General features: G+C 46.5%; 21 protein-coding genes. 14 read left to right on the top strand and 7 right to left on the bottom strand.

What is annotated here, in order from left to right:
* Positions 1-2 precede the first annotated feature (2 nt).
* The 6 genes from ACF8CV_RS23000 to ACF8CV_RS22975 all read left to right on the top strand — a co-directional run bounded on the left by ACF8CV_RS23000 (position 3) and on the right by ACF8CV_RS22975 (position 6,427).
* A complete protein-coding gene (locus ACF8CV_RS23000; RefSeq protein WP_138937571.1) occupies positions 3-563 on the top strand; it encodes a GNAT family N-acetyltransferase in 561 nt (186 codons plus the stop codon).
* A gap of 227 nt (positions 564-790) precedes the next feature.
* Positions 791-1,924, top strand: coding sequence for an efflux RND transporter periplasmic adaptor subunit (locus ACF8CV_RS22995; protein WP_138937570.1), 1,134 nt, complete (start codon positions 791-793; stop codon positions 1,922-1,924).
* Positions 1,917-3,188, top strand: coding sequence for a TolC family protein (locus ACF8CV_RS22990; protein WP_138937569.1), 1,272 nt, complete (start codon positions 1,917-1,919; stop codon positions 3,186-3,188). The genes ACF8CV_RS22995 and ACF8CV_RS22990 overlap by 8 nt, the downstream gene beginning before the upstream one ends.
* Positions 3,185-4,399 carry an ABC transporter permease gene (locus ACF8CV_RS22985; RefSeq protein WP_042765771.1) on the top strand — a complete coding sequence of 405 codons (1,215 nt, stop codon included), beginning with the start codon at positions 3,185-3,187 and terminating at the stop codon, positions 4,397-4,399. Before ACF8CV_RS22990 ends, ACF8CV_RS22985 begins: the two co-directional genes overlap by 4 nt.
* Before the next feature lie 2 nt (positions 4,400-4,401).
* A complete protein-coding gene (locus tag ACF8CV_RS22980; RefSeq protein WP_138937568.1) occupies positions 4,402-5,685 on the top strand; it encodes an ABC transporter permease in 1,284 nt (427 codons plus the stop codon).
* A gap of 22 nt (positions 5,686-5,707) precedes the next feature.
* Positions 5,708-6,427: an ABC transporter ATP-binding protein gene (locus ACF8CV_RS22975; RefSeq protein ID WP_025535398.1), complete on the top strand. Its 720-nt coding sequence runs from the start codon at positions 5,708-5,710 to the stop codon at positions 6,425-6,427.
* Positions 6,428-6,549: 122 nt separating this feature from the next.
* Here ACF8CV_RS22975 and ACF8CV_RS22970 read toward each other — a convergent pair whose 3' ends face one another.
* On the bottom strand, positions 6,550-7,074 hold the full coding sequence (locus ACF8CV_RS22970) for a cysteine hydrolase family protein (protein ID WP_138937567.1): 525 nt from the start codon (positions 7,072-7,074) through the stop codon (positions 6,550-6,552).
* A gap of 110 nt (positions 7,075-7,184) precedes the next feature.
* Between ACF8CV_RS22970 and ACF8CV_RS22965 the strand changes: the two genes are divergently transcribed.
* The 3 genes from ACF8CV_RS22965 (at position 7,185) to ACF8CV_RS22955 (ending at position 10,461) form a co-directional block, all read left to right on the top strand.
* Positions 7,185-8,099, top strand: a complete 915-nt coding sequence (locus ACF8CV_RS22965; protein ID WP_025793124.1) for a GlxA family transcriptional regulator — start codon at positions 7,185-7,187, stop codon at positions 8,097-8,099.
* Positions 8,100-8,427: 328 nt separating this feature from the next.
* Entirely contained in the window at positions 8,428-9,402 is a 975-nt protein-coding gene (locus ACF8CV_RS22960) for a DUF1852 domain-containing protein (protein ID WP_005457949.1), read from the top strand.
* Between the two features lie 30 nt (positions 9,403-9,432).
* On the top strand, positions 9,433-10,461 hold the full coding sequence (locus ACF8CV_RS22955; RefSeq protein ID WP_138937566.1) for a methionine synthase: 1,029 nt from the start codon (positions 9,433-9,435) through the stop codon (positions 10,459-10,461).
* Between the two features lie 88 nt (positions 10,462-10,549).
* Here the strand turns inward: ACF8CV_RS22955 and ACF8CV_RS22950 are convergent, their stop codons facing one another.
* Both ACF8CV_RS22950 and ACF8CV_RS22945 read right to left on the bottom strand, forming a co-directional pair.
* On the bottom strand, positions 10,550-11,569 hold the full coding sequence (locus ACF8CV_RS22950) for a DUF2955 domain-containing protein (protein ID WP_025521488.1): 1,020 nt from the start codon (positions 11,567-11,569) through the stop codon (positions 10,550-10,552).
* A gap of 9 nt (positions 11,570-11,578) precedes the next feature.
* A complete protein-coding gene (locus ACF8CV_RS22945) occupies positions 11,579-12,643 on the bottom strand; it encodes an HlyD family secretion protein (RefSeq protein WP_138937565.1) in 1,065 nt (354 codons plus the stop codon).
* Between the two features lie 99 nt (positions 12,644-12,742).
* Between ACF8CV_RS22945 and ACF8CV_RS22940 the strand changes: the two genes are divergently transcribed.
* A complete protein-coding gene (locus ACF8CV_RS22940) occupies positions 12,743-13,603 on the top strand; it encodes a LysR family transcriptional regulator (RefSeq protein WP_138937564.1) in 861 nt (286 codons plus the stop codon).
* Positions 13,604-13,753: 150 nt separating this feature from the next.
* Positions 13,754-14,296: a hydrolase gene (locus tag ACF8CV_RS22935; protein WP_069541423.1), complete on the top strand. Its 543-nt coding sequence runs from the start codon at positions 13,754-13,756 to the stop codon at positions 14,294-14,296.
* Positions 14,297-14,335: 39 nt separating this feature from the next.
* Here the strand turns inward: ACF8CV_RS22935 and ACF8CV_RS22930 are convergent, their stop codons facing one another.
* Positions 14,336-15,232 (bottom strand): 1-aminocyclopropane-1-carboxylate deaminase/D-cysteine desulfhydrase, encoded by an 897-nt coding sequence (locus ACF8CV_RS22930; protein WP_069541433.1) that lies wholly within the window; start codon positions 15,230-15,232, stop codon positions 14,336-14,338.
* 280 nt (positions 15,233-15,512) lie between these two features.
* Between ACF8CV_RS22930 and ACF8CV_RS22925 the strand changes: the two genes are divergently transcribed.
* On the top strand, positions 15,513-16,751 hold the full coding sequence (locus ACF8CV_RS22925; protein ID WP_062905524.1) for a leucine-rich repeat-containing protein kinase family protein: 1,239 nt from the start codon (positions 15,513-15,515) through the stop codon (positions 16,749-16,751).
* Between the two features lie 100 nt (positions 16,752-16,851).
* Here ACF8CV_RS22925 and ACF8CV_RS22920 read toward each other — a convergent pair whose 3' ends face one another.
* Both ACF8CV_RS22920 and ACF8CV_RS22915 read right to left on the bottom strand, forming a co-directional pair.
* The gene (locus tag ACF8CV_RS22920) at positions 16,852-18,141 is read right to left on the bottom strand and encodes a sensor histidine kinase (RefSeq protein ID WP_392417618.1); all 1,290 of its coding nucleotides are present in this window, start codon (positions 18,139-18,141) and stop codon (positions 16,852-16,854) included.
* Entirely contained in the window at positions 18,138-18,815 is a 678-nt protein-coding gene (locus tag ACF8CV_RS22915; RefSeq protein WP_005457963.1) for a response regulator transcription factor, read from the bottom strand. The genes ACF8CV_RS22920 and ACF8CV_RS22915 overlap by 4 nt, the downstream gene beginning before the upstream one ends.
* A gap of 560 nt (positions 18,816-19,375) precedes the next feature.
* On the opposite strand from ACF8CV_RS22915, the gene ACF8CV_RS22910 reads away from it, so the two are divergent.
* Complete coding sequence (locus tag ACF8CV_RS22910; RefSeq protein WP_138937562.1) at positions 19,376-21,472, top strand: methyl-accepting chemotaxis protein; 2,097 nt, start codon at positions 19,376-19,378, stop codon at positions 21,470-21,472.
* Positions 21,473-21,580: 108 nt separating this feature from the next.
* On the opposite strand, the gene ACF8CV_RS22905 is transcribed toward ACF8CV_RS22910, so the two are convergent.
* On the bottom strand, positions 21,581-23,896 hold the full coding sequence (locus ACF8CV_RS22905) for a YgiQ family radical SAM protein (protein WP_042765778.1): 2,316 nt from the start codon (positions 23,894-23,896) through the stop codon (positions 21,581-21,583).
* A 432-nt stretch (positions 23,897-24,328) separates the two neighbouring features.
* Between ACF8CV_RS22905 and ACF8CV_RS22900 the strand changes: the two genes are divergently transcribed.
* On the top strand, positions 24,329-26,785 hold the full coding sequence (locus tag ACF8CV_RS22900) for an EAL domain-containing protein (RefSeq protein ID WP_021453774.1): 2,457 nt from the start codon (positions 24,329-24,331) through the stop codon (positions 26,783-26,785).
* Positions 26,786-26,871 lie beyond the last annotated feature (86 nt).

The raw sequence follows: 26,871 nt of genomic DNA, 5'->3' as shown, positions 1-26,871 counted from the left end.
TCATGATGAGAGTTGAAGCTCAACAAGTGGCAATCAGATACCTCAAAACAACAGACGCTGCACCCCTGTTTGAAAACTATTTAGGCGATGAGCAAGCATGTCGCTTCCTCCATCGCCAAGCCCACCAAAATTCAAATCAAACCCTTGAAGCTATCGAAAGATGGCGCGCTCAATATGATCAAAAGTCTCCCAATCTATTAGTCTTCACCATTGAAGAACTTACTTCTCAAACTCCTATAGGCTGTCTGGTGCTGATACCTGAGCAAGACAGCAGTGAAATCCATTTTGGTATTTCTTCTCGCTATCAGGGAAAAGGCTATGCAACCCAAGCCTGCAAACTTGGCGTTGTTTACCTGCAAAGCTTGGGTATAACGCGCATTCGCACTACCCCGCATATTGGCAACCACGCGAGTATTCGTGTGTTGGAGAAATGTGGCTTTATCAGCCAAGGCATTTTAAAAGCGCATGCGGTTTTTCCTGCTTTAGGACGTGAGGCGCAAGACTGTATGGATATGCGATTGGAGGATACAGAACTGCGCCATTTTGCACATTGTTCAGAATGAAATGGGTGGCGGTTGAAACGAGCGGTTACAGAGCATGTTAGTCGCCATCGTAGACAGCGTCTTTGCTGAATGATTCGTCGAGATTTTTTAGTCTTTGATTGTCAGAGGCGACTGACAAAACCATACCAACTGTGACAACCAAACCGCTATTAAAGCAGGATATTATTCCTTCAACTTTGTGTTTTAGGAGTAGTCATTAGACTACCCAATAATTGTTGGACTAAATAATGACGAAACGTTGGCTTGTCTCCGCTGTGAGCATCGCGCTGCTCGGCGGTGGTACGTATTTCTATCTCCAATCTGCCGCTCAACCAGAATTGCTGCCTACATTGATTGTGGTAAAAGGCACGATTGAAAAACAAGCGGTGGCTGTTGGTAAAATTGTCCCTGCACACTCCGTGTCTATTAAGTCACAAATCGACGGTATCGTCGGTGAAGTGTACGCGAAAGTTGGTGAAAAGGTGAAGCAAGGCCAGCCGCTGATCAAAGTGCGTCCAAACCCAACTCCCCAAGCATTAACGGATGCATCGGCAGAACTCATGCGTAGCGAAGCCGATCTGGAATCCGCCAAACAAAAACTGTCCAACTTAGAAAGCTTGGTCAAGCAGGACATTATTCCAAGTAACTACGACGAATACGTAAGTGCGCGCTCGGCAGTCAAATCTGCGCAAGCGGACGTATTGCAAAAGCGCCAGAATCTCGAACTCATCCGCAGTGGTGAGGCGTCTATCGGCGATGCACGTTTAACGTCGACGATCTACGCGCCAATTGATGGCACAGTACTCAACCAGAAAGTAGAGGTCGGAGAGCCGATCATCTCGACTCAATCAAGCCAAGCCGCGACTGAAATGATGTCATTGGCCGACATGAACAGTCTGATTTTTAAAGGTAGCGTCAGTGAGCATGATGCTGCGCAGTTGTCTCCGGGAATGCCCGTTATGTTGACGGTTGCGCCTTATCCTGATGTGGCGATTTCTGGTGTGCTAACCAAAGTGGCGATTCAATCTGAGAACCTTAACTCACCAGAGGGCAATGCTTCTGCAAAAAGTTTTGATAACGGTTTTGAGGTTGAAGTGGGAGAACTCAAGATCCCACAAGATGTGTTGCTTCGTTCTGGTTTTTCATCGACGGCTCAAATCATTCTGAAGAAGTCTGAAAACGTGCTCACTCTACCGGAGCGCGCTCTGCAATTTGATGGTGACGCACCGAATGTTCTGATCCCCGACAGCTCAGAACAAGGGTTTCATAAACAACCTGTGAAACTCGGTCTGTCAGATGGCATCAATGTCGAAGTGCTTGACGGCGTGGAGCTTGATGAAGAGGTTATCGACAACAGCATGATGGGAGCGGCGCATGGTTAAGCTGCAACGATCAACAATCGCCTTTGCATTGTTGGCTGCCACGCTCAGTTTGCCGACCTACGCAATTTCTATTGAACAAGCTTGGCAACAAGCAAAGCAGAACGATCCAAATTACGAAAAAGCGAAAATCGGCGTCCAGCTTGGCGAGGTTGGCGTACAGAGTAGCCGCAGTGCGTTATTACCGGGTTTAAGTGCCAGTGCGTCAGCGGATTGGAATGAGTCCTCAAGCCATTCCAACAGTTACGGCGCTACCTTAACTCAAACTATTTGGGATAGCAGTTTGTGGTCGGAACTGGATCAAGCGAATGCCAATTATCTCAAAGTACAGTTAGAGTTATCTCAAGCGCATAACGAGCTTGCGCAAAAGTTGCTCACCGCTTACCTAGATGTGGCAAGCGCACAGGGCGACCTCAAATTGGCGCAGTCCAAGCTGGAGGAGGGGAAAGAACTTCTCAACATCATCGAGAAACGCTATCGAGCAGGCAAAGTGAAGTCGGTTGATGTTGAAGAGATGCGAGCGAATCAAGTCTCTGAGCAAGCAAGTATCCTCAATGCAAAAGCCGATCTCGAAGTGAAAAAAGCAGAGCTTGCGGCGTTAATCAATCAAATGCCGGAGAGTGTCGACCAAATTCGAACGGATTCTTTGATTCAGCCGCCGATGCTGGTGGACTCTCAGGAGCAATGGCTAAAACTGGCGAAAGACAGCAGTCCAGAGCTGTTGGTGGCGGCGCAGATGGTGAAAGCGAGCGAGTTCGCGAAAGATTCAGCTAAAGGTGGATACTACCCGACCGTCAAAGGCAGTGTGGGCTACAGCGATGGTGACAATCGTTCAAACGGCGAGTTTAACGCTGGGATTAGTTTGAGTTTGCCGATTGACCTCAATGGTGCAGTGCGAGCGAAAGTGGACGAAGCATCGTTGAACATTTTAAGCGCCAAGCAAGATATGCGTAGAGTGGAAATTGATATTCAGAAACGAGTTATTCAGCAGTTTACGCAGGTCGATATCAATTGGAATCAAGTTTTAATAGCGAACGAGCTGGTTGAGTCGCGCGCCAGAGTGTTGCAAAGCAAAGAGAAACTTTACGGCGCTGGTCTGCTTGAAGTGTCGGAAGTTATCAGTGCACACAACAGCTTGTTTGAGGCGAAAAACAGTCTGCAAACCAACTTGTACAGCTATTGGCGTAAGAGAATCGGCTTACTGCAAACCGCAGGGAAACTCGATGACGATACCATGGCGTTGATCTCTCGGGCTTTTCATTCATGAGCAGCCTGTTGCAGCAAACTTGGCAAACGTTGATGGCGCACCGCATGAAGAGCGTGCTAGCCATTATCGCGATTGCTTGGGGCGTGATCTCTGTGGTGGTGTTAATCGCACTTGGCGAAGGCTTTTATCGCCATCAGACCCAGTCGTTTTCATTTATGATCAACAATGTGCAAGTGGTGTTTCCGTCGAGTACCAGTAAACCGTGGCAAGGGTTAGCTTCAAGACGACAAATTGATATTCCACAAGAAAAAGTCGACATGATCAAACAGTCAGGCTTCGTGCAACAGGCGTCAAGCGTTTACGCCAAATGGGATGCGAATATCACCAATCTCAAAGGACAGAACTTATCGAGTACGGTCAGCGGTATTGATACGTCTTACTTTCCTTTAGTGCAACGCAAGCTGCAATCCGGTTCGAGAAACCTGTCACCAAGTGATATGAACAACCACACTCGCGTGGCAGTGTTAGGCGATCAAATTGCGCAAATGGGCGGAATCCAAATCGGGGATAGGCTCAAAGTCAATGGCATTCCGTTCTTGGTTATTGGGATAACCGTCGGTGAGGACACTGGCATTTCATTCGGCGATAGCCGCACGGTTTTCATTCCTCAAACAACGTACCGCGATTTGTGGGATGCGAAACCTTGGATGGTATTGATGAAGCCGAGAGACGGGATGGATGCACCGTCGTTTCGACAAAATATCGTGAACTTTTTCGCCAAGCAGCTTCATTTTGACCCAAGTGATAAAGATGCGGTCGAATTACCCGATTTTAGTGAAGGTGCGGCGGTCATCAGTGGAATTTTACGTGGCATTCAGATTTTTCTCGGAGCGAGCGGCGCGATGACCATGGCGGTCGGTGCGCTTGGCGTTGCCAACATCATGTTTTTATCTGTCACGGAGCGCACGCGTGAAATCGGTGTGCGTTTGGCGATCGGGGCGACTCAAAAATCCATACTCAGTCAGTTTATTCTTGAAGGGCTTATTTTGGTAGCTGTGGGCACGGCATTAGGTCTGATGTTTTCGTATGCCGTGGTGTCTGTCCTAAGCAGCATGGCATTACCGGAATGGATTGGTTTACCTGTGATCACGCCAGATTCCATTGCTTGGTCTTTACTTGTGACGCTTATCTTGGCATTGATGGCATCGTATTTCCCAGCAAGGCGAGCATCGCGTCTCACGCCAGTCATTGCTTTGAGTGCGAGGGCCTAGTCATGCTGTTACCGATGAGACAAATTTTCCAAGAAATGGCGGCAGAAAAGCTGAGACTGGGTTTGACCATTCTGGCAGTAGCGTGGGCGACCCTCTGTATCGCTGCTATGTTGGCGGTAGGTGAGGGTATTCGTCAGGGCGTATTGAAAACCGCACAAAATGGTAACGGCAACTTGATCTATTTGACCGGAGGGGTGGCCACCGTCGACCACGGTGCTTTTCACCAAGGTAAATTTCTGACATTAAAAATGGACGATTCAGAGGTCGTTCGAGCGTTACCCGATGTAAAAAGTGTTGCGCCAACTGCGAAGTGGAAAGAGCGCATCACCGTTGGTGACAGAAGCTCGTGGCAAGAGCCCTTAGCGGTCACGAGCGAGTTTCAATCCATGACCAATTTGGTGCCGATGGCGGGGGGACGATGGTTAAATCCACTCGATCAAAAAGAGACGCGCAAAGTCGTTGTACTGGGTTATGAACTGGCAGCCGACTTATTCAACCCGAATGAGGACTTTAGTTGGTTTGCGACAGTCACATTGCAAGTCAACCCTGTGGGGCAAAAGGTAAAAATCGGCAATGAGGAGTTCACCGTTGTGGGCGTATTGGAGAAAAACAGCGCCCAAATAGAACAGGGGGATCTTATCAACTATTCCAGCTTTGTGCCGTTAGCGACGTGGAAGCGATTTCATGTCAACGGTGAAATTGGTGGCATCAATGTGCAACCACAAGCCGATGTAGACCGAGAAGCCTTAGCAAAGACGATCAGGCAAGTGATTGCCCGTAAGCACGGGGCAAGTGTCAGTGATGAACAGGTCGTCCAAGTCGATGATATGTTCCTTAAACAAAAGAGTATGCAGCAGTTTCTGATAGGTTTGCAGAGTTTTCTTGGCATTATCGGCTTCGTGACGTTAGCTGTTGCTGGCGTTGGCATCGCCAATGTGATGTATGCCACCGTAAAGCGATCTACGCGTGATATCGGCGTGCGCATGGCAGTCGGTGCAACCCCAACGGCCATTCGCATGCACTATTTAGTGCAGTCTTTATTGACAATGATGATGGGGGGCGCGCTTGGCTTAGGCGTGACGTACGCGCTGGTGTCTGCCATCAGTTCCATTCCTTTAGAGGGCAATGCCTTTTATGAACAACTGGGTAAACCTGTCCCTGAGTTGTCGTGGGTCGTTGTCGCGATTGTCATCCTCACCTTAGTGATCATTGGTGTGGCATCTGCATGGTTACCTGCAAACCGAGCCGCAAAAGTCAGCCCGTTGGAGGCGCTACAAAGTGAATAACAACAATAACTCTGGAGAGAACATGTCGAACAAGTCGCTTGTTGAGCTGACCAACATCTGTAAATACTACTCAAGCGGGGAGGCGGAAGTTCGCGCGCTAGACGGCGTTGACTTAACCATTAATCAAGGCGAGTTTCTTTCGATTCTTGGCCCGTCAGGCTCAGGCAAATCAACGTTGATGAACATGCTCGGCTGTTTAGATAAGCCCACCGATGGCGAGTACCAACTTGGCGGCCAAAACGTCGCAAGTTTAAGTGCGAATGAGCTGGCTGGCATTCGTAACCAAAAGATCGGATTTGTCTTCCAAAGCTTTAACTTATTGGAATATGCGACGGCGCTCGATAACGTGGCGCTGCCATTGGTGTATTCCGGTATTAAGGCCAAAGAACGCCGCCAGCGCGCTGCCAAATTGCTAGAGCAAGTCGGGCTAGGGGATCGTTTAGACCATAAACCAAACCAGCTTTCTGGTGGTCAAAAGCAGAGAGTTGCGATTGCAAGAGCCTTGGTCAACGATCCGCAAATCATCTTAGCGGATGAACCAACGGGGGCATTGGATTCAAAATCCGGCGCAGAGATTGAAGCCTTGTTCAACCAACTCCACGCTGAAGGCAGAACCTTAATCATCGTGACGCACGATAACGCCCTCGCAGAACGCACCAAGCGCATCATCACGATTAAAGATGGCAAGGTGATTTCGGATAGAGCGCCGATAGAGAAGGAGAACGCAATTTCTCACTGCTAAGCTAGATAAGATCGATGATTTGAATTTGGGCAGCTATGGATGCTGACACCATAACTGCCTAAGTTCGATTGGTATGAGAGCTAACGGGCAAATAATACTGGTTTAACTTTTCTGTTGGGCGTTTATTTTAAAAGCACGTCGGAAGAAGCCAATAGAGGTACTCGAATAGATACCGCACTTAAAGCAATGTTATGAATCATTTGATCGGTCGTCGTACAACAATCTTCAATGATGGAAACGTTGTATTTTTCCGCTGCTTTTGAAATTGCCGTATGTGTCACGCAATTTTGCGTCATCATTCCGCAGATCAACAATTCATCTACGCCGCTCCGTTCTAGTGCTTGTTCGAGGTTCGTTTGATAAAAACTGTCAGCGTGCTGTTTTTGAATGATCTCGGCGTCAGGACATATTGAGATGACGTCGGGATGAATCTCCACACCAACACTGCCTTCCTCAAAGAAAGGCGCTTTCCCTTTAAGGGTCGAAGATACATGTTGAACAAGGAATATCGGGATATCTTGTGCTTTGGCTTTCGCCATCAACTGCTTAATGTTGTCCAGAGTGGCATCGGTATTCCACAAAGGAAATCGGCCATTCGGGAAATAGTCGTTTTGTATATCGATTACAAGTAATGCGCTGTTGCTCATTTTCAATTCCTGCTGATTTGGGTTCACGTCTTGCCAAATTATGAGTAACTTGCTGCATTATTTTTAGAGTCTAAAATGACATAAAAGAAGTCAAAAACGACAAATTAAAGATGATCAAAATAACGATTGGAATCTGCGAGTATCCCTCAGTATTGAAGTCGGCAGTTTATGGCTTTGAAGAGATGTTTTTGCTGGCCAACAGAATATGTAAGGAACAGAACATTGAGGTTGTGTTTGAGCCGATTTTGATTCCGCATACAGACCTAACCGCAGAACGACTAACGGTTGTTTTGTTGCCACCTGCGTCACTTGATAATTACTACTTAGCTCCTGATGAAGCGTTGATTCGGTGGCTTAAAGCGCACTACTCACAAGGGGCGGTGTTATCTTCTGCATGTGCCGGAGTATTCATTCTTGCCGCAACCAATTTGATCGATTCGAGAGAGGTCACGACCCACTGGGCATTGGCGGAAACATTCTCCCAAGCCTTTCCTAGCATTGCGTTAGATAGCAATAAGATATTGATCAATCACGGTGACATAGTAACGGCGGGTGGGATGATGTCATGGTTAGACCTTGGCTTTGAGCTGATCGCGAAATACGCTTCGCCGGGTGTTGTGCGTCAGCTTGGAAAAACGCTAGTTATTGATACCGCTCAGCGAGCGCAGAGCTACTACCAACAGTTTCATCCATCGTTTTCTCACGGTGATTATGCGATTGTTTCCATTCAACAAATCATGCATCAGCGCTATGCAGAGCCTTTGTCCATAAAGCAGTTAGCAAAGCAAGCCAACCTTACTGAACGCACGATGCAACGACGATTTTTGAAAGCGACAGGATACAACCCTAATCAATACTTGCAGCGTCTTAGAATTCAGAGCGCATGTAATTTGTTAGAAAGCACACAACATTCCTTTGATTCTATAAGCCATCAAGTTGGTTACGAGGATACGAGCGCCTGTAGGAAGGTTTTCATAAACGTCATTGGTTTAACTCCGCGAGAGTTTAGAAAACGATTTGCTTGAGTCTTGTTTGAATATGTATAGCAACTCGGTGAAGCCGCGAGTTTCAAGTGAAACCACAAAGAATGGAAGTATGCGTAGGTCCATTTCTCCAGCCATGAATTTCTTTCATGTTCAATGTGAAACAATACCAATATTATTCAACTCGTGAAGCAAGTATAAAAAACGGACTGCTCTGGTGTTAGGCACTGTGACCACCGTTTTTAGTACGAACTGTTCGTCGTGAACGCTGCGCAACCTAACGATTGGGAAAACCAAAAAACAAAAATATCCCCATGCACAGAGTTAGGAAAAGTCTGCTTTATCTAAGGAAATAGGATACCAACTCACGATGAATAACGATTTCACATTTGCTATCAAAAGCATTCGCTTTGATGAGAATTACCAACCATCAGACAACACGCGAATCACTACCAACTTTGCTAATCTGGCTCGTGGAAACTACCGCCGAGAGAATCTGCGCAATGCACTCCGAATGATCGACAATCGTTTTAATGCGTTGGCACATTGGGATAATGCGCAAGGTGACCGCTACTCAGTTGAGCTTGAAATCATCTCTGTTGATATGGATATCCAAGGCAGTGGCGAAGCCTTCCCATCAATTGAAGTGCTCAAAACCAACATTGTTGACCACAACACTAACGAGCGCATCGAAGGCATTGTGGGCAACAACTTCTCTTCATACGTTCGTGATTACGACTTTAGCGTTTTGCTGTTGGACCACAACAAAAACCAGCCCCGTTTCAGCATCCCAGCTAATTTCGGTGATTTGCATGGCAAACTGTTCAAAGCTTTCGTTAATTCTGAGTCTTACAAACAGCATTTCAAAAAGCTGCCGGTGATTTGTCTGAGTGTATCGGACAACAAGGTATACCGACGCACCGAAAATCAACATCCTGTTTTGGGCTTTGAATATCAGCCGAACGAATCTTCGTTGACGGAGCAGTACTTCAAAAAGATGGGCTTACAGGTGCGCTACTTTATGCCACCAAACAGTGTCGCACCATTGGCATTCTACTTCTTCGGTGACTTGTTGAACGACTATTCAAACCTAGAGCTTATCAGTACGATTAGCACGATGGAGACATTCCAGAAGATTTACCGACCTGAGATTTACAATGCCAACGCGGTTGCCGGTAATTGCTACCAGCCAAACCTAAAAAACCTAGACCACTCGCTAACTCAAATCGTTTACGACCGAGAAGAGCGCAGCCAATTGGCGATTGAACAAGGGAAATTTGCCGAGGAGCATTTCATCAAACCTTATCAATCTGTGCTTGAACAATGGTCTGCAAACTACGCGTAATCGACAACGAGAATCTAGAAAGGAATGACGATGAAAACACTATTACCGACTTCAATGGCTGGCAGCTTACCGAAACCTTCTTGGCTGGCCGAACCAGAAAAACTTTGGTCACCGTGGAAACTGCAAGGTGAAGAACTGAACGATGGCAAACGCGATGCGTTACGTGTCGCTTTGCAAGAACAAGAACTGGCAGGCGTTGATATCGTCAGTGATGGCGAGCAAACTCGCCAACATTTTGTGACGACCTTTATTGAGCATTTAAGCGGCGTAGATTTTGAAAACCGTAAAACGGTGACCATTCGCAACCGTTATGAAGCAAGTGTTCCGACTGTGGTTGGCCCAGTAAGCCGCACAAAGCCCGTGTTTGTTGAAGATGCCAAGTTCTTGCGCCAGCAAACTAAGCAACCTATCAAGTGGGCGCTGCCAGGCCCTATGACGATGATCGATACGCTTTATGATGATCATTACGGTAGCCGTGAAAAGCTGGCTTGGGAATTTGCAAAGATCCTCAATCAAGAAGCGAAAGAGCTTGAAGCGGCAGGTGTCGACATCATTCAGTTTGATGAGCCTGCGTTCAATGTGTTCTTCGATGATGTGAACGAGTGGGGCATTGCATGTTTAGAGCGTGCGATTGAAGGGCTGAAATGTGAAACGGCGGTGCATATCTGCTATGGCTACGGCATCAAAGCGAACACGGATTGGAAGCAAACGTTAGGCACTGAATGGCGACAATACGAAGAAGTATTTCCTAAATTGCAGCAGTCGAATATCGATATTATCTCGCTCGAATGTCATAACTCACGAGTGCCTATTGAGTTACTTGAGTTGATTCGCGGTAAGAAAGTGATGGTTGGTGCGATTGACGTTGCAACCAACGAAATTGAAACGCCAGAAGAAGTGGCGAATACACTGCGAGAGGCATTGAAATACGTTGATGCCGACAAGCTTTACCCATGTACCAACTGTGGTATGGCGCCTTTGTCTCGTGAAGTATCAACCGCTAAGCTCAATGCGTTAAGTGCGGGAGCGGAGATTGTTCGTAGAGAGCTTTCTGCTTAAGTTATTCAAAATATTTTCCCTTTAGATAAACAAAAAACCAAGAGCTCGGTTCTTGGTTTTTTCTTAAAACAGACGTTGTAACTTCGCGCTAGTTCATTTCTAGCTGTCGAACTTCAGGATGCTTTAGCAACATCACACGAATCCAGTGATGCACCACCCACATCACCATCGCGGTGAGCAAAACCGCGACGAAAATTGAGCTGAAACGGTACAAGATCGAAAAGAACGCGTCTTTTTGTTCTGGCACCAATGAGGTCGTCAGCGGAACCGAGAGGGCAGACATGGCAGAAAACGCGATAGCCGCTTTAATTTGCCCCTTGGTGAGCCACAAGCAGAATGGCCCCATTGCAATGGTAAAGGCGAGCCAAAAGAGTAGCCCATGCCCATACCAACTGCCCAATATCAGCTGAACAGCCATCCCTGCGATGCAGCCTAGTGCGGTGCCGATGATGCGAATTTTTGCCATGGCGAGCGAGCCCGCTAAAGTCATTGGGGTTAGGATGATCAAAATGGAAGCTTGTGCGGACAGCGAGTCATATAAGTCTGCTACTTGGAATACGATAAATGCCGCCATCGCCACTACCCAGCCCATGGCAACTTGGCTGATGTAGTCAATATCGCTTTTTACTGGGGTCGACATCTCAATGTGCTCGGCGGGGGATTTTGGCTCCGGGAACAACCAATACGCGAATGCGCAAACAAAAATATTGCTGAACGCCATCACCCACATGTTGACGTTGAACTCTTCAATATCCATGAAGTTATAGCTGGCAAAATTCAACACAATTGAACCCACCAACAGCCCCATGTAACCAAACAAATAGGTTTTCTGGTTCATCATTGCAATGCACTTGAACAGCATCATGATTCCGACGGCAACGGTCATTAATGTTGGATGAAACTGCAAGTATTCCAGCAAAAATGTGGCTTGTATGGTTGTCCACACCGCAGAGAAAAACACGATCAATAAAGCCGAAATATTAAAGTTGTCCATTCTGCCCAATATAAACAGCGGCATCATGATGGCAAAAAATCCGTAAGACCAACCGAAGATCATGCTTAGCGCGAGCCCTAAAGAGCAGCCGAACCAAATTCGTAAGGTTTTCATTGTTGCCGCCTAGTAAATGAAGTGGAACCAGCTTGCGAGGTGAATCTGTGCTTGCGCCATCAACTGCCAGAAAATGCTGTTGTCTGGGTACAAAACAATGGTAGCGCGAGAGCCGACAAACAGTGCTGGTGGTAACTCTTCGCTGCTGGTTAGGTTCACTCGTGTACGCTGCGCATCACGTACCCAGCGGTTGTTCACTTCCACTTTGGTTAGTGCGCCATTAGGCGTTTGTTGTGCGGCTGCTACACCGTAATCGCGGCTAGCTAAATCAAAGTCGTACACCGAACCTGGGTTGGCATCAAATGTGACCAAGGCGTGGAAAGTCTTGTCTACGTTCGCGACGGATTTTTCACGAAAATCAGCGGCTACCCAGAGTGATCCTGTTGGTACAAATGTCAGCAATGGCATGTTGGTGTTTGCCATCGTACCAACTTCTAGTTGCAGGTTGGTCACGACACCATCACTGGGAGCGAGTACCGCGGTATTTGCCAAATCAAGTTGCGCCTTTTCGATGCCGTTTTTGGCAATTCGAACGGCGGTGCTTTGACCTTTTTGATCGCCTAATTGCGCCTCAATGACTTTTAAGTTTTGTCGTTCCGCTTTAAGCGTTGCGCGTGATACCTGATTTTGGGCAAAGGCATTATCGAGTGTCGATTGAGAGATGACTTTCTGCTTCGATAACGTCAGTAAGCGGTTGTATTCGCGGTGTGCATTATCAAATGTTGCTTGTGCGCGGGCAATATTGGCAAGAGCGGCTTCGCGTTGAGAATACAGCGTTGCTTCTTTTTCATAAGCGGATTGCAGAGACAGCTCCGCCTGTTCAAGTGCTATCTTGTATTTACGATCATCAATCGTAAACAACACATCGCCTTTTTGAACGGACTGGTTATTCTCGATGAGAACGTCGGTCACTTTACCAGATACCTCGGGCGCGACTTGGACAACGTATCCTTGCACTCGTCCTTCGGTCGTTAAGGGGGCGTGGCGGTCAGCAATAATAATGTACAAAAATAGTACGATGAACAGGACAATCAAAGTTCGCATCCAGTGTTTGAATTTTTGGTCAGCCGTCATTACAAGTTCCGTTAAACATATTGGATAGCGGATTATAGAGAAGTCACTCACAATTCAGTAGAATGATAATACGAACATAAATGACCTAAAAATAGGACAATGAACGTTAGTTTTGATGATATTTATCTATTCACTCAGACGGTGGTTCACGGCGGTATAAGTGCAGCGGCAGAGGCGAATCAACTACAACGCTCAAAAGTGAGTCGTCGCCTACAAGAATTAGAGAAATCACTCGGGGTACAGCTTTTGATCCGCACAACACGCAGCATTGAGTTGACGGAGCACGGGAAACGCTTGTTTGAGTTGGTGGGGCAGCCTATTGACCATATTCAGCAAGGTTTAAATGCCATGCATGAATATCAACAAGAGCTAACGGGCAAGGTGCGTTTAGCCATTCCTTCCGCATTGATGAGCTCTGCCGCGTTTAACGCGATCATCACCGAGTACACAACGCGGTATCCGGAGATTTCGGTCGAGATTGAAAACCATCAAGAGAGTGTCGATCTCAAGCGTCAATCGTTTGATTTACAGCTTCTTCCGAGCGTGGTCAAAGTCACCGATGACAGCTATGTGCAGTTCAGTCTTTTGCCTTATCGTAGTCACTTTGTTGCGTCAAAAGCCTATCTAGAATCGCGTCCGCCAGTAAAAACGGTGGAAGATCTTAAGCAGCATCGCCTTTTAACTAATCGTTACAATGCCGATTTGCTCGATTCAGATCTGCATGTGGCGTTGCGCTCGGACGACCTCAACTTGCTGCGCTCGATGGCGATAGCAGGAAACGGCATCGCGTTTATTCCTCAAATTCATTCCAAGCCTGCACTGAGAGACGGTTTGTTGGTCGAGGTGCTGCCTCAATTCGCGCATCCGAAGCAGCATCTTACTCTGATTTATCCCTCGGCCTTATTTCTGCCCAATAAAGTCAAAGCCTTGATTGAACTAATTCGAGAGAAATTTAAATAGTCAGTTCAAACCACACTTAACTAAGGGCAAATGTGTGAGCGAAGGTCATCTTTCTAGGTTTTATTGCTCTAACATGAAAGGGTTCTGATACATTAACTGTTACTCAACTTGTTGAGTATGATTTGTGGTCGCACAAGATAGGAGATGGAAATGTTATCGAAAGGAAACACGGGCCTGATTGTGGTGGATGTTCAGGGCAAACTCGCTACATTAATGCATGAAAGCGACGCTCTGATTGAAAATATCACGAAACTGGTAAAGGGCGCCAAAGCACTAGATTTGCCTATTCTGTGGCTAGAACAGAATCCAGAAAAATTGGGTCCAACCGCGGAGCCGATTCGTGAAGTGCTTGAAAGCACGCATTTACCTATTACCAAGTACACGTTTGATGGTTGCAAAGAGGCGACGTTTAAGGTCGCGGTGAAGAACGCGAAAGTTGATACCTGGTTGGTTTGCGGTATTGAATCCCACATTTGCGTCTATCAAACCGCGGTTTCTCTGCGCCAGTCCGGTTATCGCGTTGAATTAGTCACGGATTGTGTATCTTCCCGAACCGCTGCCAATAAAGCGCTCGCTCTTGCGAAGTTAACCGCTAACGGTGTGGTGCTCACTGGGCTAGAAATGTGTTTGTATGAAATGGTCGAAGATTGCCGAGCACCTGAATTCAAAGAAATTCTGGCGCTCATCAAATAGTGGAATCACTGTAATCAGCAACAACTTTATTTGAACACGCTATTCAAATTCTCGTTGATATCTTGGCAACATCGACTCGTTGCCAAGTAACCCGCCTTGGTGAATATAAATCACCGTTTTATCTGTGTTCTCTTCCAACCAAGGGGTGAGGCATTGCCACATATACGGGTCGTATAACAGGTCAAATTCGAGGTCGGTTTGCTCAAAGAGTGCTTTCCATGTGATGTAATCTTCTTCGTACAAGCGACCAAAATGGTGTTTGTTGCGCACGGTTAAAATGGTTGGGTGGCTGTTTTCACCGAGCTGGTTGAACTGTTCAGTTAAGTAATCTGCATCGCCTACGCAAGGGCAAGTTAGCACTTCTATGCCGTGTGGGCTTAAATGTTTATGAAGATATAAAGCCGTCGTGCCGGTGCCTGATGGCAGGGCGACGGTAAACTGTTCTTTACCTCTCAATCGCGTCCAATCAAGAATTTCTCGTGCTAACTGTTTGATGCCAGCTTCAGCGAGGTGGGAACGTCCACCCTCAGGAATAAGCAATGTCGACTCATCTAATCTTCGTACTTGGTGGATGTATTCACTAGGGTGGAGTTCGCTACCGATGTCTTGCATGGCAGTGATTTTCATACCTAAATCGAGAGCGCCGCGATAGTTTCCGATGGGGGAGCTTTTTAGCCAAGATGGAATGTGATGAACATAAAACTCAAATGCCCAACCTTTAATCTGGGCGAGAGCCGCTAGCGAGTACATGGCATTAGATTGAGCGGAGCCAAAGCCTATTAACGCGGTGATGTCGGGATTTTGCTCTTCCATTAACGTCATAAACTTACGTGCTTTGTTCCCAGAAAAGTGGGAGTGGAGCATATCGTCACGTTTAAGGAAAAATTTGCGCCCATTAAAGCTATGTTGGGTGATAGGACTTTCTGAGAGTTTCATGTCGATGCTGACGGAATAAACCGTGTCACCTTTGCCATTTAAAAAGGGCGCGTAGTGTAACGCCATTAAACCCAGATAAAAAGTCTGTGTTTCAGTACAACCATTTCGGTTATTCCTGATGTTTTGACTCGCACTGACCGGTGCTGTAATACCATTGCAATGGTTTCACTTCTATCCTTTGGTTGTTTTGATTCCATGGTATTCCATCCCATGACTCGCCTTTCTACCTCAAGCCACGTACACTACGCCGCTTATTTCCATTCAATCAGAAGGCTTGGTTTTGCAGACTCTAGAACAATTAAAAACAGGACAATTAGTAGGAATTAAACAACTGAAGTTGGCGGAAGGGCTAACTGAGTTCCCTATGGAAATTTTAGAGCTTGCAGACTCGCTTGAAGTGTTAGATTTATCCGGCAACGCATTGTCAGATTTGCCACAAGAACTGGAACAGTTGACCAAACTAAAAATCATCTTTGCGTCCAATAATCAGTTCACTCATTTACCAGAGGTATTGGGCAAGCTGCCAAACCTTGAGATGGTTGGGTTTAAAACCAACAAGATCAAAGTGGTGAGTGAAGCCTCACTACCAAGTCAGTTACGTTGGCTGATCCTGACTGACAACGAGATTGAAACGCTGCCAAACAGTCTGGGTGAAAGGCCGCGCTTAAGAAAGCTTGCACTGGCGGGGAATCGCATCAAACGACTGCCAAGTAGCATGGAAAACTTAGTTAATTTGGAATTGGTTCGTCTCTCTGCGAACCAGCTAGAGCACTTTCCGGATGTGCTGATGAAGCTACCTAAATTGGCATGGTTTGCTTTTGCAGGTAATCCATTCTGCAAACACCCATCTTCGCTAGACAGTGTGCCGAAAGTGACCACAAACAGTTACTCGCTTAACCATGTTCTCGGCCAAGGGGCAAGTGGCGTGATTTCTCACGCTAACTGGACTGACGCTCAATACGACTTCCCGAGTGAAGTTGCAGTAAAAGTGTTCAAGGGCGAGGTCACCAGTGACGGTTACCCTCATGATGAACTTGAAGCGTGTTTGCAAGCTGGGCATCACAACAACTTAGTAAAATCCATCGCGCAAGTGGATGACGGTAAAGAGCTTGCGTTGGTGATGGAGCTGATTCCAAACAATTACTACAACTTAGGTTTGCCACCAACGTTGGAAACCTGCACCCGAGATACGTTCCCACAAGGGTTTACGCTGACAGTCGAGCAAGTGAATTCTATTGTTGAGCAGATGGTGGACGTATTTAATCACCTACACGACAACAAGGTGTGTCATGGTGATTTGTATGCGCACAATACGTTGGTGAACGAGCAAGGGGAGATGATCTTCGGTGACTTTGGCGCGGCGAGCATTTACGGCTATTTATCGGGCGAGCAGCAAGCTGCAATCAGAGCCATTGAATCCAGAGCGTTGAAGTACTTTATCGAAGATGTGTTTTCTGTGTGCGAAGCGTCGGAATCGGCATCGCAAGCATTCGAACGACTAGTTGCGCTTGCGGCATAAGATTTCATTCAATCGAATAAGAAAGAGGTATCGAACTGAACTGCCCGTTTTGATACTGAGCAAATGAGATACCTCTTGATTGAATCTAGTGCTGAGGAAGTTACTCTGAGCAAGCCTCATGATGCTCTGACGAAAGGTCAATCACTGCCTCACATCCACCCTCAGGATGTGTATCAATAGTGAATTGCCAGCCATAGCGTCGGCATAAGTCGTCCACAATCATGAGCCCCAAGCCATGGCCTTCGGCATCTGGCACGGAAGAGAAGCCTTCGCCTTCATCTCTCACCGACAGTGTGGTATCGGTCATGGTGATATGAATCGTTCCCGCTGACGTGGCTGCAATGCCGTTGCGAATTAAGTTACTCAACGTAATGTTAAGCACTGCAGTGGTCGCTTTGGTTTGCGGATGACCCAATATCTGTACATTAAATTCCAACGACTTTTCATCGGCTTGTGCTTGGCTAAGAGCAACGATGTTGTGAAGCTCTTGCTCTGAGATGGTTCGAACGGGGCTGTCGTCTGTGTTGCGTTCATATCGCACCAAACCCAACAAAGCATCAACCATGGTCGACATCTGCTGAGTAGCATCTTGAATACGGCCAATCTGGCGCTCTTGAAACGGCGTGCTTGGGCTTCTGGCTAGCAGGCTGCTCGAGCCTTTCATTACCGTTAGTGGCGTTCTCAGTTCATGACTGGCATATCGCGCAAAAGCTTGCTCACGTTTGATCACCTGATTGATTTGGCTGCGATATTCATTGAGCTGAGAGGCTAACGTTTGGAACTCTTTAGCCGAACCTTCAGGCACGATGAATTTTTGGGATGTATCGCCTTGGTGTTGGTCTAGTTGCACCTTGAGTGCGCTGACTGGCTCAATCAAACGTTGCGATAGGCGCAGTAAAAGGCTGCCAAAAATTAGGATAAGCGCCGTTACCACCGCCAGTACCATTACGATGACATAAACAAACTCGGTTGAGGTGATTTCGATTTCATCAATGAGTGAAATCAGAATGATAGGGTGCTCTTCGCCATTTTGGTTAAAAGTGCTCATGTAAATCATTCTGGTGTTCGGCTCTTGACCGACTTCACCGAGAAAGTACTGCTTGTCTTGCAAAAAAGGCTTGTAGATAGGCGGGATCAGATTGATGTCGTTGTACGCCGTTGTCAGCAAATCAAGCTTGATCATTCCGTCGCCAGGATTACGCCTAAAGTGCTCAATCGCTTCTTTCTTGTCGATCATAATACGTCGTTCACCGACGCGATCTTCCGACCACAACAACGCGCCACTAACAAGTGCGAAGCACAGCAGACCAATCACAATCGACACCAACAGGAAGAAGAGTTCGAGGCGTCCAGTTAAGCTTTGTGTGTTGTTAAATAAGCGGCGAATCATGCCCCCGGCTCCAAGCGGAAGCCGACTTTAGGGATGGTTTTCAATAAATGTTCTTCAAAGGGTTTATCGAGTTGACCGCGCAGTTGATAAATGTGGCTGCGCAAAACATCATTGTTTGGCTCATTTTCTTGCCATAGGCGGAATGCGATTTCTTCACGCGTCACAACTTCGGGGGCATTTTTGACCAGCATTTCTAGAATCGTGTACGTGGTTGGATTCAACGCCAACAGCTTATCTTGACGGTAGGCTTGATGCGTTTTTTGATCGATAGACACTTCGCCATACTGGAGTTTGGTTGATGCAACCGTACCGCGGTAGCGTTTAATCAATGCAGTCATGCGTGCTTCAAGAATATCGAGATCAAACGGTTTGGTGAGGTAATCGTCGGCGCCGTGTTGGAAGCCTTTTAGCATGTCGTCTCGGCTATCAAGTGCAGTCAGCATCAACACCGGAGTGTTATTACCCGCATCGCGCAGCTTGTTGCACAGTGTTAGGCCATCCATGCGCGGCAGCATGAGGTCGAGCAAAATGATGTCAAACGCATTATCCATCGCCAGTTTTAAGCCTAGCTCACCGTTGTCGGCGTAATCCAGCTGCATGCCAGCACATTCAAAATAATCGAACAACATTCCCGCTATTTCACGATTATCTTCTACCAAAAGTACACGTTTCATTTATTCTTATCCAATCTCGATAAATTCGAATGTTGATCTTAACGAACATTATTCACTATAGGTGTGAAAAAGTTGTCGACAATGATTTTCTCACCTTTGTGTCGGTTTTCAATGTCTAACTTAAATACAGTTGTACCTGTTTATTTATATCTATCAATACTGATTGAAATATAAATGGTATAGATTGGTTGGTTCTGTTAACTCCATATAAAACATGAAGATACTGAATTATTTATGTGACACTGAGCACATTATTAATAATTGCCAATCTTCACAAGTGCACTCGATAGGAAAGGTTCTTACTTTTTATAAAACCATTTTTTAGATATGGTTATTACGTTTAAATACAAACGCTTAGATTCTCTTTTTTGAGATAATTCAATCAAATCAATGGTTTCATGCATAAGCGAAACGCTGCATTATTTTATTTTTATTAATAAAACTACATTTTCTGTTCTTGATCTGTTCACAAACAAAAGTCTCCCATTAACTTTACTTGTTTAAAATCCATGATCCTTCCAATGCTTAATGCCAGATAAAAATCAATTTGTGAGGCTATCATGTTTAACAGTATACGCACTCGAATTGCTGTCAGTGCGGGTGGGGCAATGGCCTTCACTCTATTGATTGCAATGGGTATGACAACCAATGCGTTCACGCAAGTGAATGAACAAATCACTACAAAAGTAAAATCTCAACTGAACGAAGCCACCACGACCGACCTGAGCAATACGGCGATTCAGCAAGGGCTGAATATTTCCAACCAGTTAGAGCCAGTGTTGGCGAACCTAAAGCAAGCGCGTTCAATTATCGAATTAAGCGCAGAGACGACCGCGACGCCAGACATTATTGTTAAACAGTTTATTGCGTCGCTAGAAGCTCAGAACAAAGCTGTGTTTGCTGGTTACATGGTGTGGGAAAAGCCATCGTGGGTTGAGCCAACGATTCAAGACAAAAGCCTTGGCTTTAATAGCGAAGGCTACTTAGCGCCATTCTTTTCGCCAAATTCGCACAACAGTTTTGATGTTGTGGCGATGGATAGCTTTAGTAATACTGAATTAAACAACAACGGTGAGCGTAAAGACGATTGGCACTTGATGCCTTACGAAACGGGCAAAACGTTCGTGATGGAACCGTACATGTATCCGGTTCGCGGCAAACAAGAACTGATCACGACCATCAGCCAACCAATCAAGTTACGTGGCGAGATCATCGGCTCTCTCGGTTTTGATTTGTCATTGAACGAGTTACAAAGCCAAAGTGAAGATTACGCGAGCGACTTGTTTGATGGACAAGGCCGTATTCTGATTTCTTCGTGGAAAGGCATCACACTGGCGAACAGCAGCCAAGCGGATCAAGTGGGCAAGAAAGTCTCTCATGAGTTGGCGTCTCAATGGGCTCGTATTCAATCCATTGCGAAACAAAAAGGCGCAGGCCTTGTGACGTTTGGTGGGGATGAGTATGCGATTACTGCAATTGACACCAGCGATGCACCTTGGATCGTTATGGTATCGGTTCCCAGTAGCTTCCTTAAAAAGAACGTGGATGACTACGAGCGATGGAGTGAAGAACAAAGTGCAGAAGCTCTTGAAAAGGGAGTGTGGGCAGGGATTATTGCGGCTCTGATTGGTATTGTTGCGATGACGATGATCGCGACCTCGTTGGGCAAAGTGTTAACTAACTTAGTGGAGCGTTTTAAAGACGCAGCACAAGGCGAGGGCGACCTAACTTACCGCATTGAGGTGAAAGGTAAGGACGAAACCGCCCAACTGGCGCACTGGTTTAATACCTTCCTCGCTCGCATTCAGGAAATGCTTTTAACCGTAATGGCGACGGCAGACCAAGTTGATAAAAACGCAAGTGAAGGCCAAGCTCGCGCGGCAGCTTCGAGAGATCAACTGAACGTTCAAGTGAACGAAGTCAACTCGCTAGCAACGGCGATTAATGAGATGAGCGCAACCGCACAAGAAGTGGCAAATTCTGCGGTACAAGCAGCAGCGGCGGCAAGCCAAGTTCAAAGCAATAGTGCGAATGGCATGTCGCGTATGGACAATGCTGCAAGCGCGGTGGATAACCTCGCTTCGCAAGTGAATGATGCACAGCACCAGACGCAGAATTTGGTGGCTTCAAGCACGGCTATTCAGGGTATTCTGAGTGAGATTGGTGGCATTGCCGATCAAACCAACTTGTTGGCTCTGAACGCTGCGATTGAAGCTGCGCGTGCTGGTGAAGCGGGTCGTGGTTTTGCTGTGGTAGCCGATGAAGTCCGCAACCTTGCAACGCGCACACAAGGCTCGACAGAAGAAATTCGTGCAATGTTGGCTCGTTTGGAGCAAGAAACGCAATCAATCGTCGTGTTGATGGAGCAAAGCCAGAAGCAAGCGGTGGATACCAAAGAAGAAACACAAGCAGCGCAGTTGGCGTTGGCCGAAATCAACCAAGCTATTGAAGTGATTAATGATATGAATAATCAGATCGCTTCAGCGGCAGAAGAGCAAAGTTCGGTGTCGGAAGAGATCAACCGTAATGTGGTTGTGATTAATGATACGGCGATGGAAGTGATGGATACCATGTCATCTTCTGTAGCGATCAGTAACGAACTGACAGTAAAAGCCAGTGATCTTCACGGTGAGTTGAGTAAGTTCAAGTTGTCTTAATCAAGCGAGTGAGTGAGTTCAAGCCAGCTCACTCGGTTCATTTCCGGCAAAACAAAAGGGCTCCAGAGTTACCTCTGGAGCCCTTTTTAGTATTCAAGTTCTAATGAACTAACGACGTTTTGGTTTACGTTGACCGGCTGGTTTGCCTTGGCCTTGCGGCTTGCTACCTGCTGGGCGGTTTGCGCCGTTGCCGCTAGGGCGCTGGCCGTTGCTAGCAGGGCGTTGACCACCTTGTACTTTACCAGAACCGTTACGGTTGCCAGATGGTTTACCATCTTTTGAACCGCCTTCAGAGCGTTTGTTCAAGTGGCCACCGAAACCCGGTTGATTTTTGGTGTGCTTGGTTGCAAAGCGGTTTGCCCCGTGACGGCCAGACTTACGACGTTGCGCTGGAGTTTGAGCATCAATATCTTCCGCAGGAACCAAACACGTTGGTTTGTCACCAATCAAATGCTTCTTGCCCATGTTGATCAGTGCTTCACGAATTAATGGCCAGTTAGCAGGATCGTGGTAACGCAGTAGTGCTTTATGCAAACGACGTTGACGTTCACCTTTCGCGACTGGAATGTCTTCGCGCTGTTTGTACTTCACGCGTTTCAGAGGGTTAGTCTCTGAGTAGTACATTGACGTTGCGTTACACATCGGCGATGGGTAGAAGTTTTGTACTTGGTCACATTCGAAGTTGTTTTTCTTCAGCCACAAAGCAAGGTTCAGCATGTCTTCGTCTTCTGTGCCTGGGTGCGCAGAGATAAAGTAAGGGATTAAGTACTGCTTTTTGCCTGCTTCAGCACTGTACTTCTCGAACATTTCTTTAAAGCGATCGTACGTGCCCATGCCCGGTTTCATCATCAGATCAAGAGGGCCTTTCTCTGTATGTTCCGGTGCAATCTTCAAGTAACCACCTACGTGGTGAGTTACGAGCTCTTTTACGTATTCTGGTGATTCAATCGCAAGGTCGTAACGTACGCCAGATGCGACCATCACTTTCTTCACGCCTTCAACTTTACGCGCTTCGCGGTATAGATCGATGGTGTGTTTGTGGTCTGTATTTAGCTTGTTACAGATGCCCGGGAATACACAAGAAGGACGACGACAGTTCGCTTCTGCTTTTGGATCTTTACAACCTAGGCGGTACATGTTTGCAGTCGGGCCACCAAGATCGGAAATTGTGCCGGTAAAGCCCGGAACTTTGTCGCGAATTTCTTCAATCTCGTTGATGATAGATTCTTTCGAGCGGTTTTGAATGATTCGACCTTCATGCTCGGTAATTGAACAGAAAGAACAGCCACCAAAACAACCACGCATAATGTTCACAGACGTTTTGATCATGTCATACGCTGGAATTTTTGCTTTGCCGTACATAGGATGAGGAACACGCGCGTAAGGCAGGCCAAACACAAAGTCCATCTCTTCGGTCGTCAATGGGATTGGGGCTTGGTTTACCCAAAGTTCACGATCACCATGGCTTTGAAGTAACGCTCGACCTGAGTACGGGTTCGTTTCTAAATGCAATACACGACTTGCATGAGCATAAAGAATGCGATCGTTTCTTAGCTTTTCAAACGAAGGCAGGCGAACCGCAGTTGTCGCAGCATCGTGGCGTGATGGGCGAATCGTGATTGGTTGTGCAACTGGCTCATCTTTTTTAGTTTCACACTGAGTTTCTACTTCGTATGGGTTCTTTGGTACGAACGCTTCCTTACGAGGTTTTTCAATGCGAGAAGAATCGATAACTGTGTAGCCTTCTGGGGCGGCTGGCAAGTTCACGGCAGTACCACGAATATTGGTCATGGTGCTGATGTCTTCGCCATTTGCAATGCGATGCGCTACTTCTACAAGTGCGCGTTCTGCGTTACCGAAAAGTAGGATGTCTGCTTTTGCATCAAACAGTACCGAACGGCGAACTTTATCTGACCAGTAATCGTAGTGCGCAACACGGCGTAGGCTAGCTTCGATACCACCTAAAACAATAGGTACTTCTTTGTAAGCTTCACGACAACGCTGAGAGTAAACCAAAGTCGCGCGGTCTGGGCGTTTGCCACCTTCGTTATTTGGTGTGTACGCGTCATCGTGACGAAGTTTTTTATCCGCAGTGTAACGGTTGATCATGGAGTCCATGTTACCCGCAGTGATCCCGAAGAACAGATTTGGCTTACCAAGCTGCATGAACGCATCTTTGTTTTGCCATTCTGGTTGAGCAATGATACCGACACGGAACCCCTGCGCTTCTAGCAGACGGCCAATGATAGCCATACCAAAGCTCGGGTGATCTACGTAAGCGTCACCGGTTACGATGATAATGTCACAGCTATCCCATCCTAGGGCATCCATTTCTTTGCGACTGGTCGGCAAGAAAGGTGCCGTACCAAAACACTCTGCCCAGTATTTTTTGTACTCATGAATAGGAGTGATGTTATTGGTCATATTTTGCTCTCTGTTCCAGGGAGCGCGAATTATAGCGATTTGATGATCAGGTATCTATAACAAACTCATCTATTCAAGCTCAGTTCAGCGAGTTTTATTTGGTTTGCAGAAATATCATTGTTATATCGACGATTTTTTATCTGATATCCCCTTTGAAGCCTTATGGTTATTAGCCTGCTTAGATTTGTTTGTCGCAATTTTAATACATTTGATAAGCAATGGAATGCTTATTTGAAACTCGCCTATAATCAAATTAGTGCATAGTTAAAAGTGCATGTGCCGAGCATGCTCGAAGCAACATTCAAAACCGCAAGGCTTAACCTGTTTACTTTCGAGTCATAACAGAGAATCTAAAGGTTCCTCAAACATCGACAGTGACATTGGGTTTTGAATGGAGAGCAAAAAGGCCGACCAAAATAAGGGGGCTAGGAAATGAGCGAATCACTAACGATTGCACAAGGACAAGTGCAGCACGCAGCCAATCACACTCAGGTCGTGGAATGGTCTTATGACATCTATACTCGTGAGTTTGAATGCGATCAACCAAGCATGGCCAATGCTTTTGGCTTTAAACGTCCGATTAACAGTTTAGATGAGCTGCTTCAATATATGTTGATGGGGCAGCAAGAGGCTTGTCGTCAACGCATTGCGGACGTCGAATTTATGGGTGGGCAAGGGCATTTTTCTTGCTGCTTAATGCCTAATGACGCCAAGCTCATTCATGTCACCATGAGTTTTGAAAAGCTCAACGAGCGGATTGTTCAAGGCACAATCATTCCTCAGCTGACCATCACTGGGTGTGAAGAGCTGGCGAAGATTCTTGAAACCATCTTCGATTTGCCAAACGTCGGCGTACTCGTTGCCGATGAAGACACGCGTATTCTTGGTTGCAATCGTGCCTTTGAGCTTCAGATGGGGTATCAAAATCGTGATCTCGTTGGGTTAAAAACCTACATCTTCAGCACTTCTCACCATAGCCAAGCGTTTTACGATCAGCTTTGGAAACATATTGATGAAGAAGGGTATTGGAGCGGCAATCTTCTTAGCCGCACAGCCAATGGCAGCAACCAAGCGCATCATTTGTGTATCTATCGCCTCACATTCAATTCAGGGCGTGTGCTTTTTCTCGGTTTTTCAACGGATATCTCGGCTTCCCTTTTGTGGATGAAAAATCGTTGTGAGCAAGTGCAAGACTGGTCGGCATTTTTGCCAACCAGAGATGAATTCGAACTTCAATTGGATAACCTCGCAAACGAAAGTGGTCACAAAGATCTCAATATCGTGATGACGCTAAGACCGAACTTTGCCCAGAAATGCATGTTGGAACAACAGCTAGGTTTTGCTGACTTTATCATGCGTAGTCGCTACACCAGCATTGCGGGGCAGTTATCGCGAGACGTCTTTGTGGTCTGTTTACAAACGCCACATTGTCAGTGGTTGAGCCCTTTGCGCTTGATTCAAATAGCCATGAAAGGCTTCTTTTCTGAGCTGAGAAGTGAAATGGGAAACAAAATGCACGCTACGATTGTGGAAGGGCAAACCGGGGTTTCTGTTCTTGGGTATGACACCAACAATCCCAAACAGGCACTTGCTCATGCGGCACAAGCGATGGTTTCTTCGAAAGCCGGAGAAAACGGCTACTTCAACTTTTACAACAGTGAACTTCACGCCGAGTTGGTGAAACGTCAGCATTTGGAAACGTTCCTGAAAACCCAAATTGAAAGTGAGCTGGTGGATGTGTATTTTCAGCCAATTATTGAAACGCGAACCGGCAATGTGGTGAAGTTCGAGGCATTAGCGCGCTTCTATCACGAAAACAGCGAGTACAGCACGCAAGAGATGATTTCCATCATTGAAGACCTGGAGTTGATCGCTGCGCTGGATGATGTGGTTTGCCAAACCGCGCTGAAGCAGTGGCCACATTTGCAAAAAATCTATGGCGAAAATATCGGACTTTCCATTAATCGTTCGTTGAATACCAAGCTGGATTCATTGCAAGTTCTCCAGCGATCGCTCGATTTGATTAAAGCCAGCGATGTAAACCCAAAACTGGTGACTATTGAGTTAACAGAAACCGCGTATTTCGAGCAAGATGAAGAACACGCGTTTGCGTTAGAACAGATTCGCCAAGAGGGTATTCAAATTGCGATTGACGACTTTGGTACGGGCTACTCTTCGTTTTCTTATTTGGAAGAAGGGCAATTTGATGTACTAAAAATCGACCGCAAGTTCGTCAAGAATATTCATGAGGGCAGCACAAGTTATAACATCGTCAAAACCATTACCGATTTGGCACACAAGCTGAACGTCGAGGTGGTTGCCGAAGGTGTCGAGTCACAACGCGAGCTCGAAGTGTTGGCTGGTATTGGTGTTGATTACATGCAGGGCTTCCTCTTTTCTCAGGCGTTGCCAGTCGTACTACTCGATACGGCTCAAGCACATGACACACTTTTTAATGGTGTGATGGTTAAACCGACTCAAGATGCGATGTTACAGTCGTTATGTCATCACGATGTGCGCCGACTCGACCCAGGTGAACCGCTGTCTTTGGCGGTGGAATACATGAATCTGAGCCCAAGCGCACCTTTGGTGGTCATCAATGAAAACCGCTGCGTTGGGTTGATCACCAAAGAGCAAGTCAACTTGCACATGACGCCAGCGATGGGAACAGATTTAGAAACCGAGCGCGAGCATCGACTTTGGAAACGGCCAGTCAATCAGGTGATGAGCACCGCATTTGAACAAGTTGATGCCTGTTTGCCAGTAGCGGCCATTCGAGATTTGATCAAAGCTGGTATAGGCTTCCCTTGGATCTTGTGCGACGCCAAAGAAGAATATCGTGGGCTACTCACTCAAGATGATGCCTTGCAGTATCTGGCTTCATGCTAATGGCTAGGTCAAGTATTGCTGCACAGGCTTTATATTGAACGCATGAGCATTAAGCCTGTTTGATGCTATTTGGATCGCAAGTTAGG

This window comes from Vibrio sp. zbq_1, assembly GCF_043102935.1.
Lineage (GTDB): Bacteria > Pseudomonadota > Gammaproteobacteria > Enterobacterales > Vibrionaceae > Vibrio > Vibrio parahaemolyticus.
The sequence above is the reverse complement of the archived record's forward strand: the minus strand, read 5'-3'. Positions and strand labels throughout refer to the sequence as shown.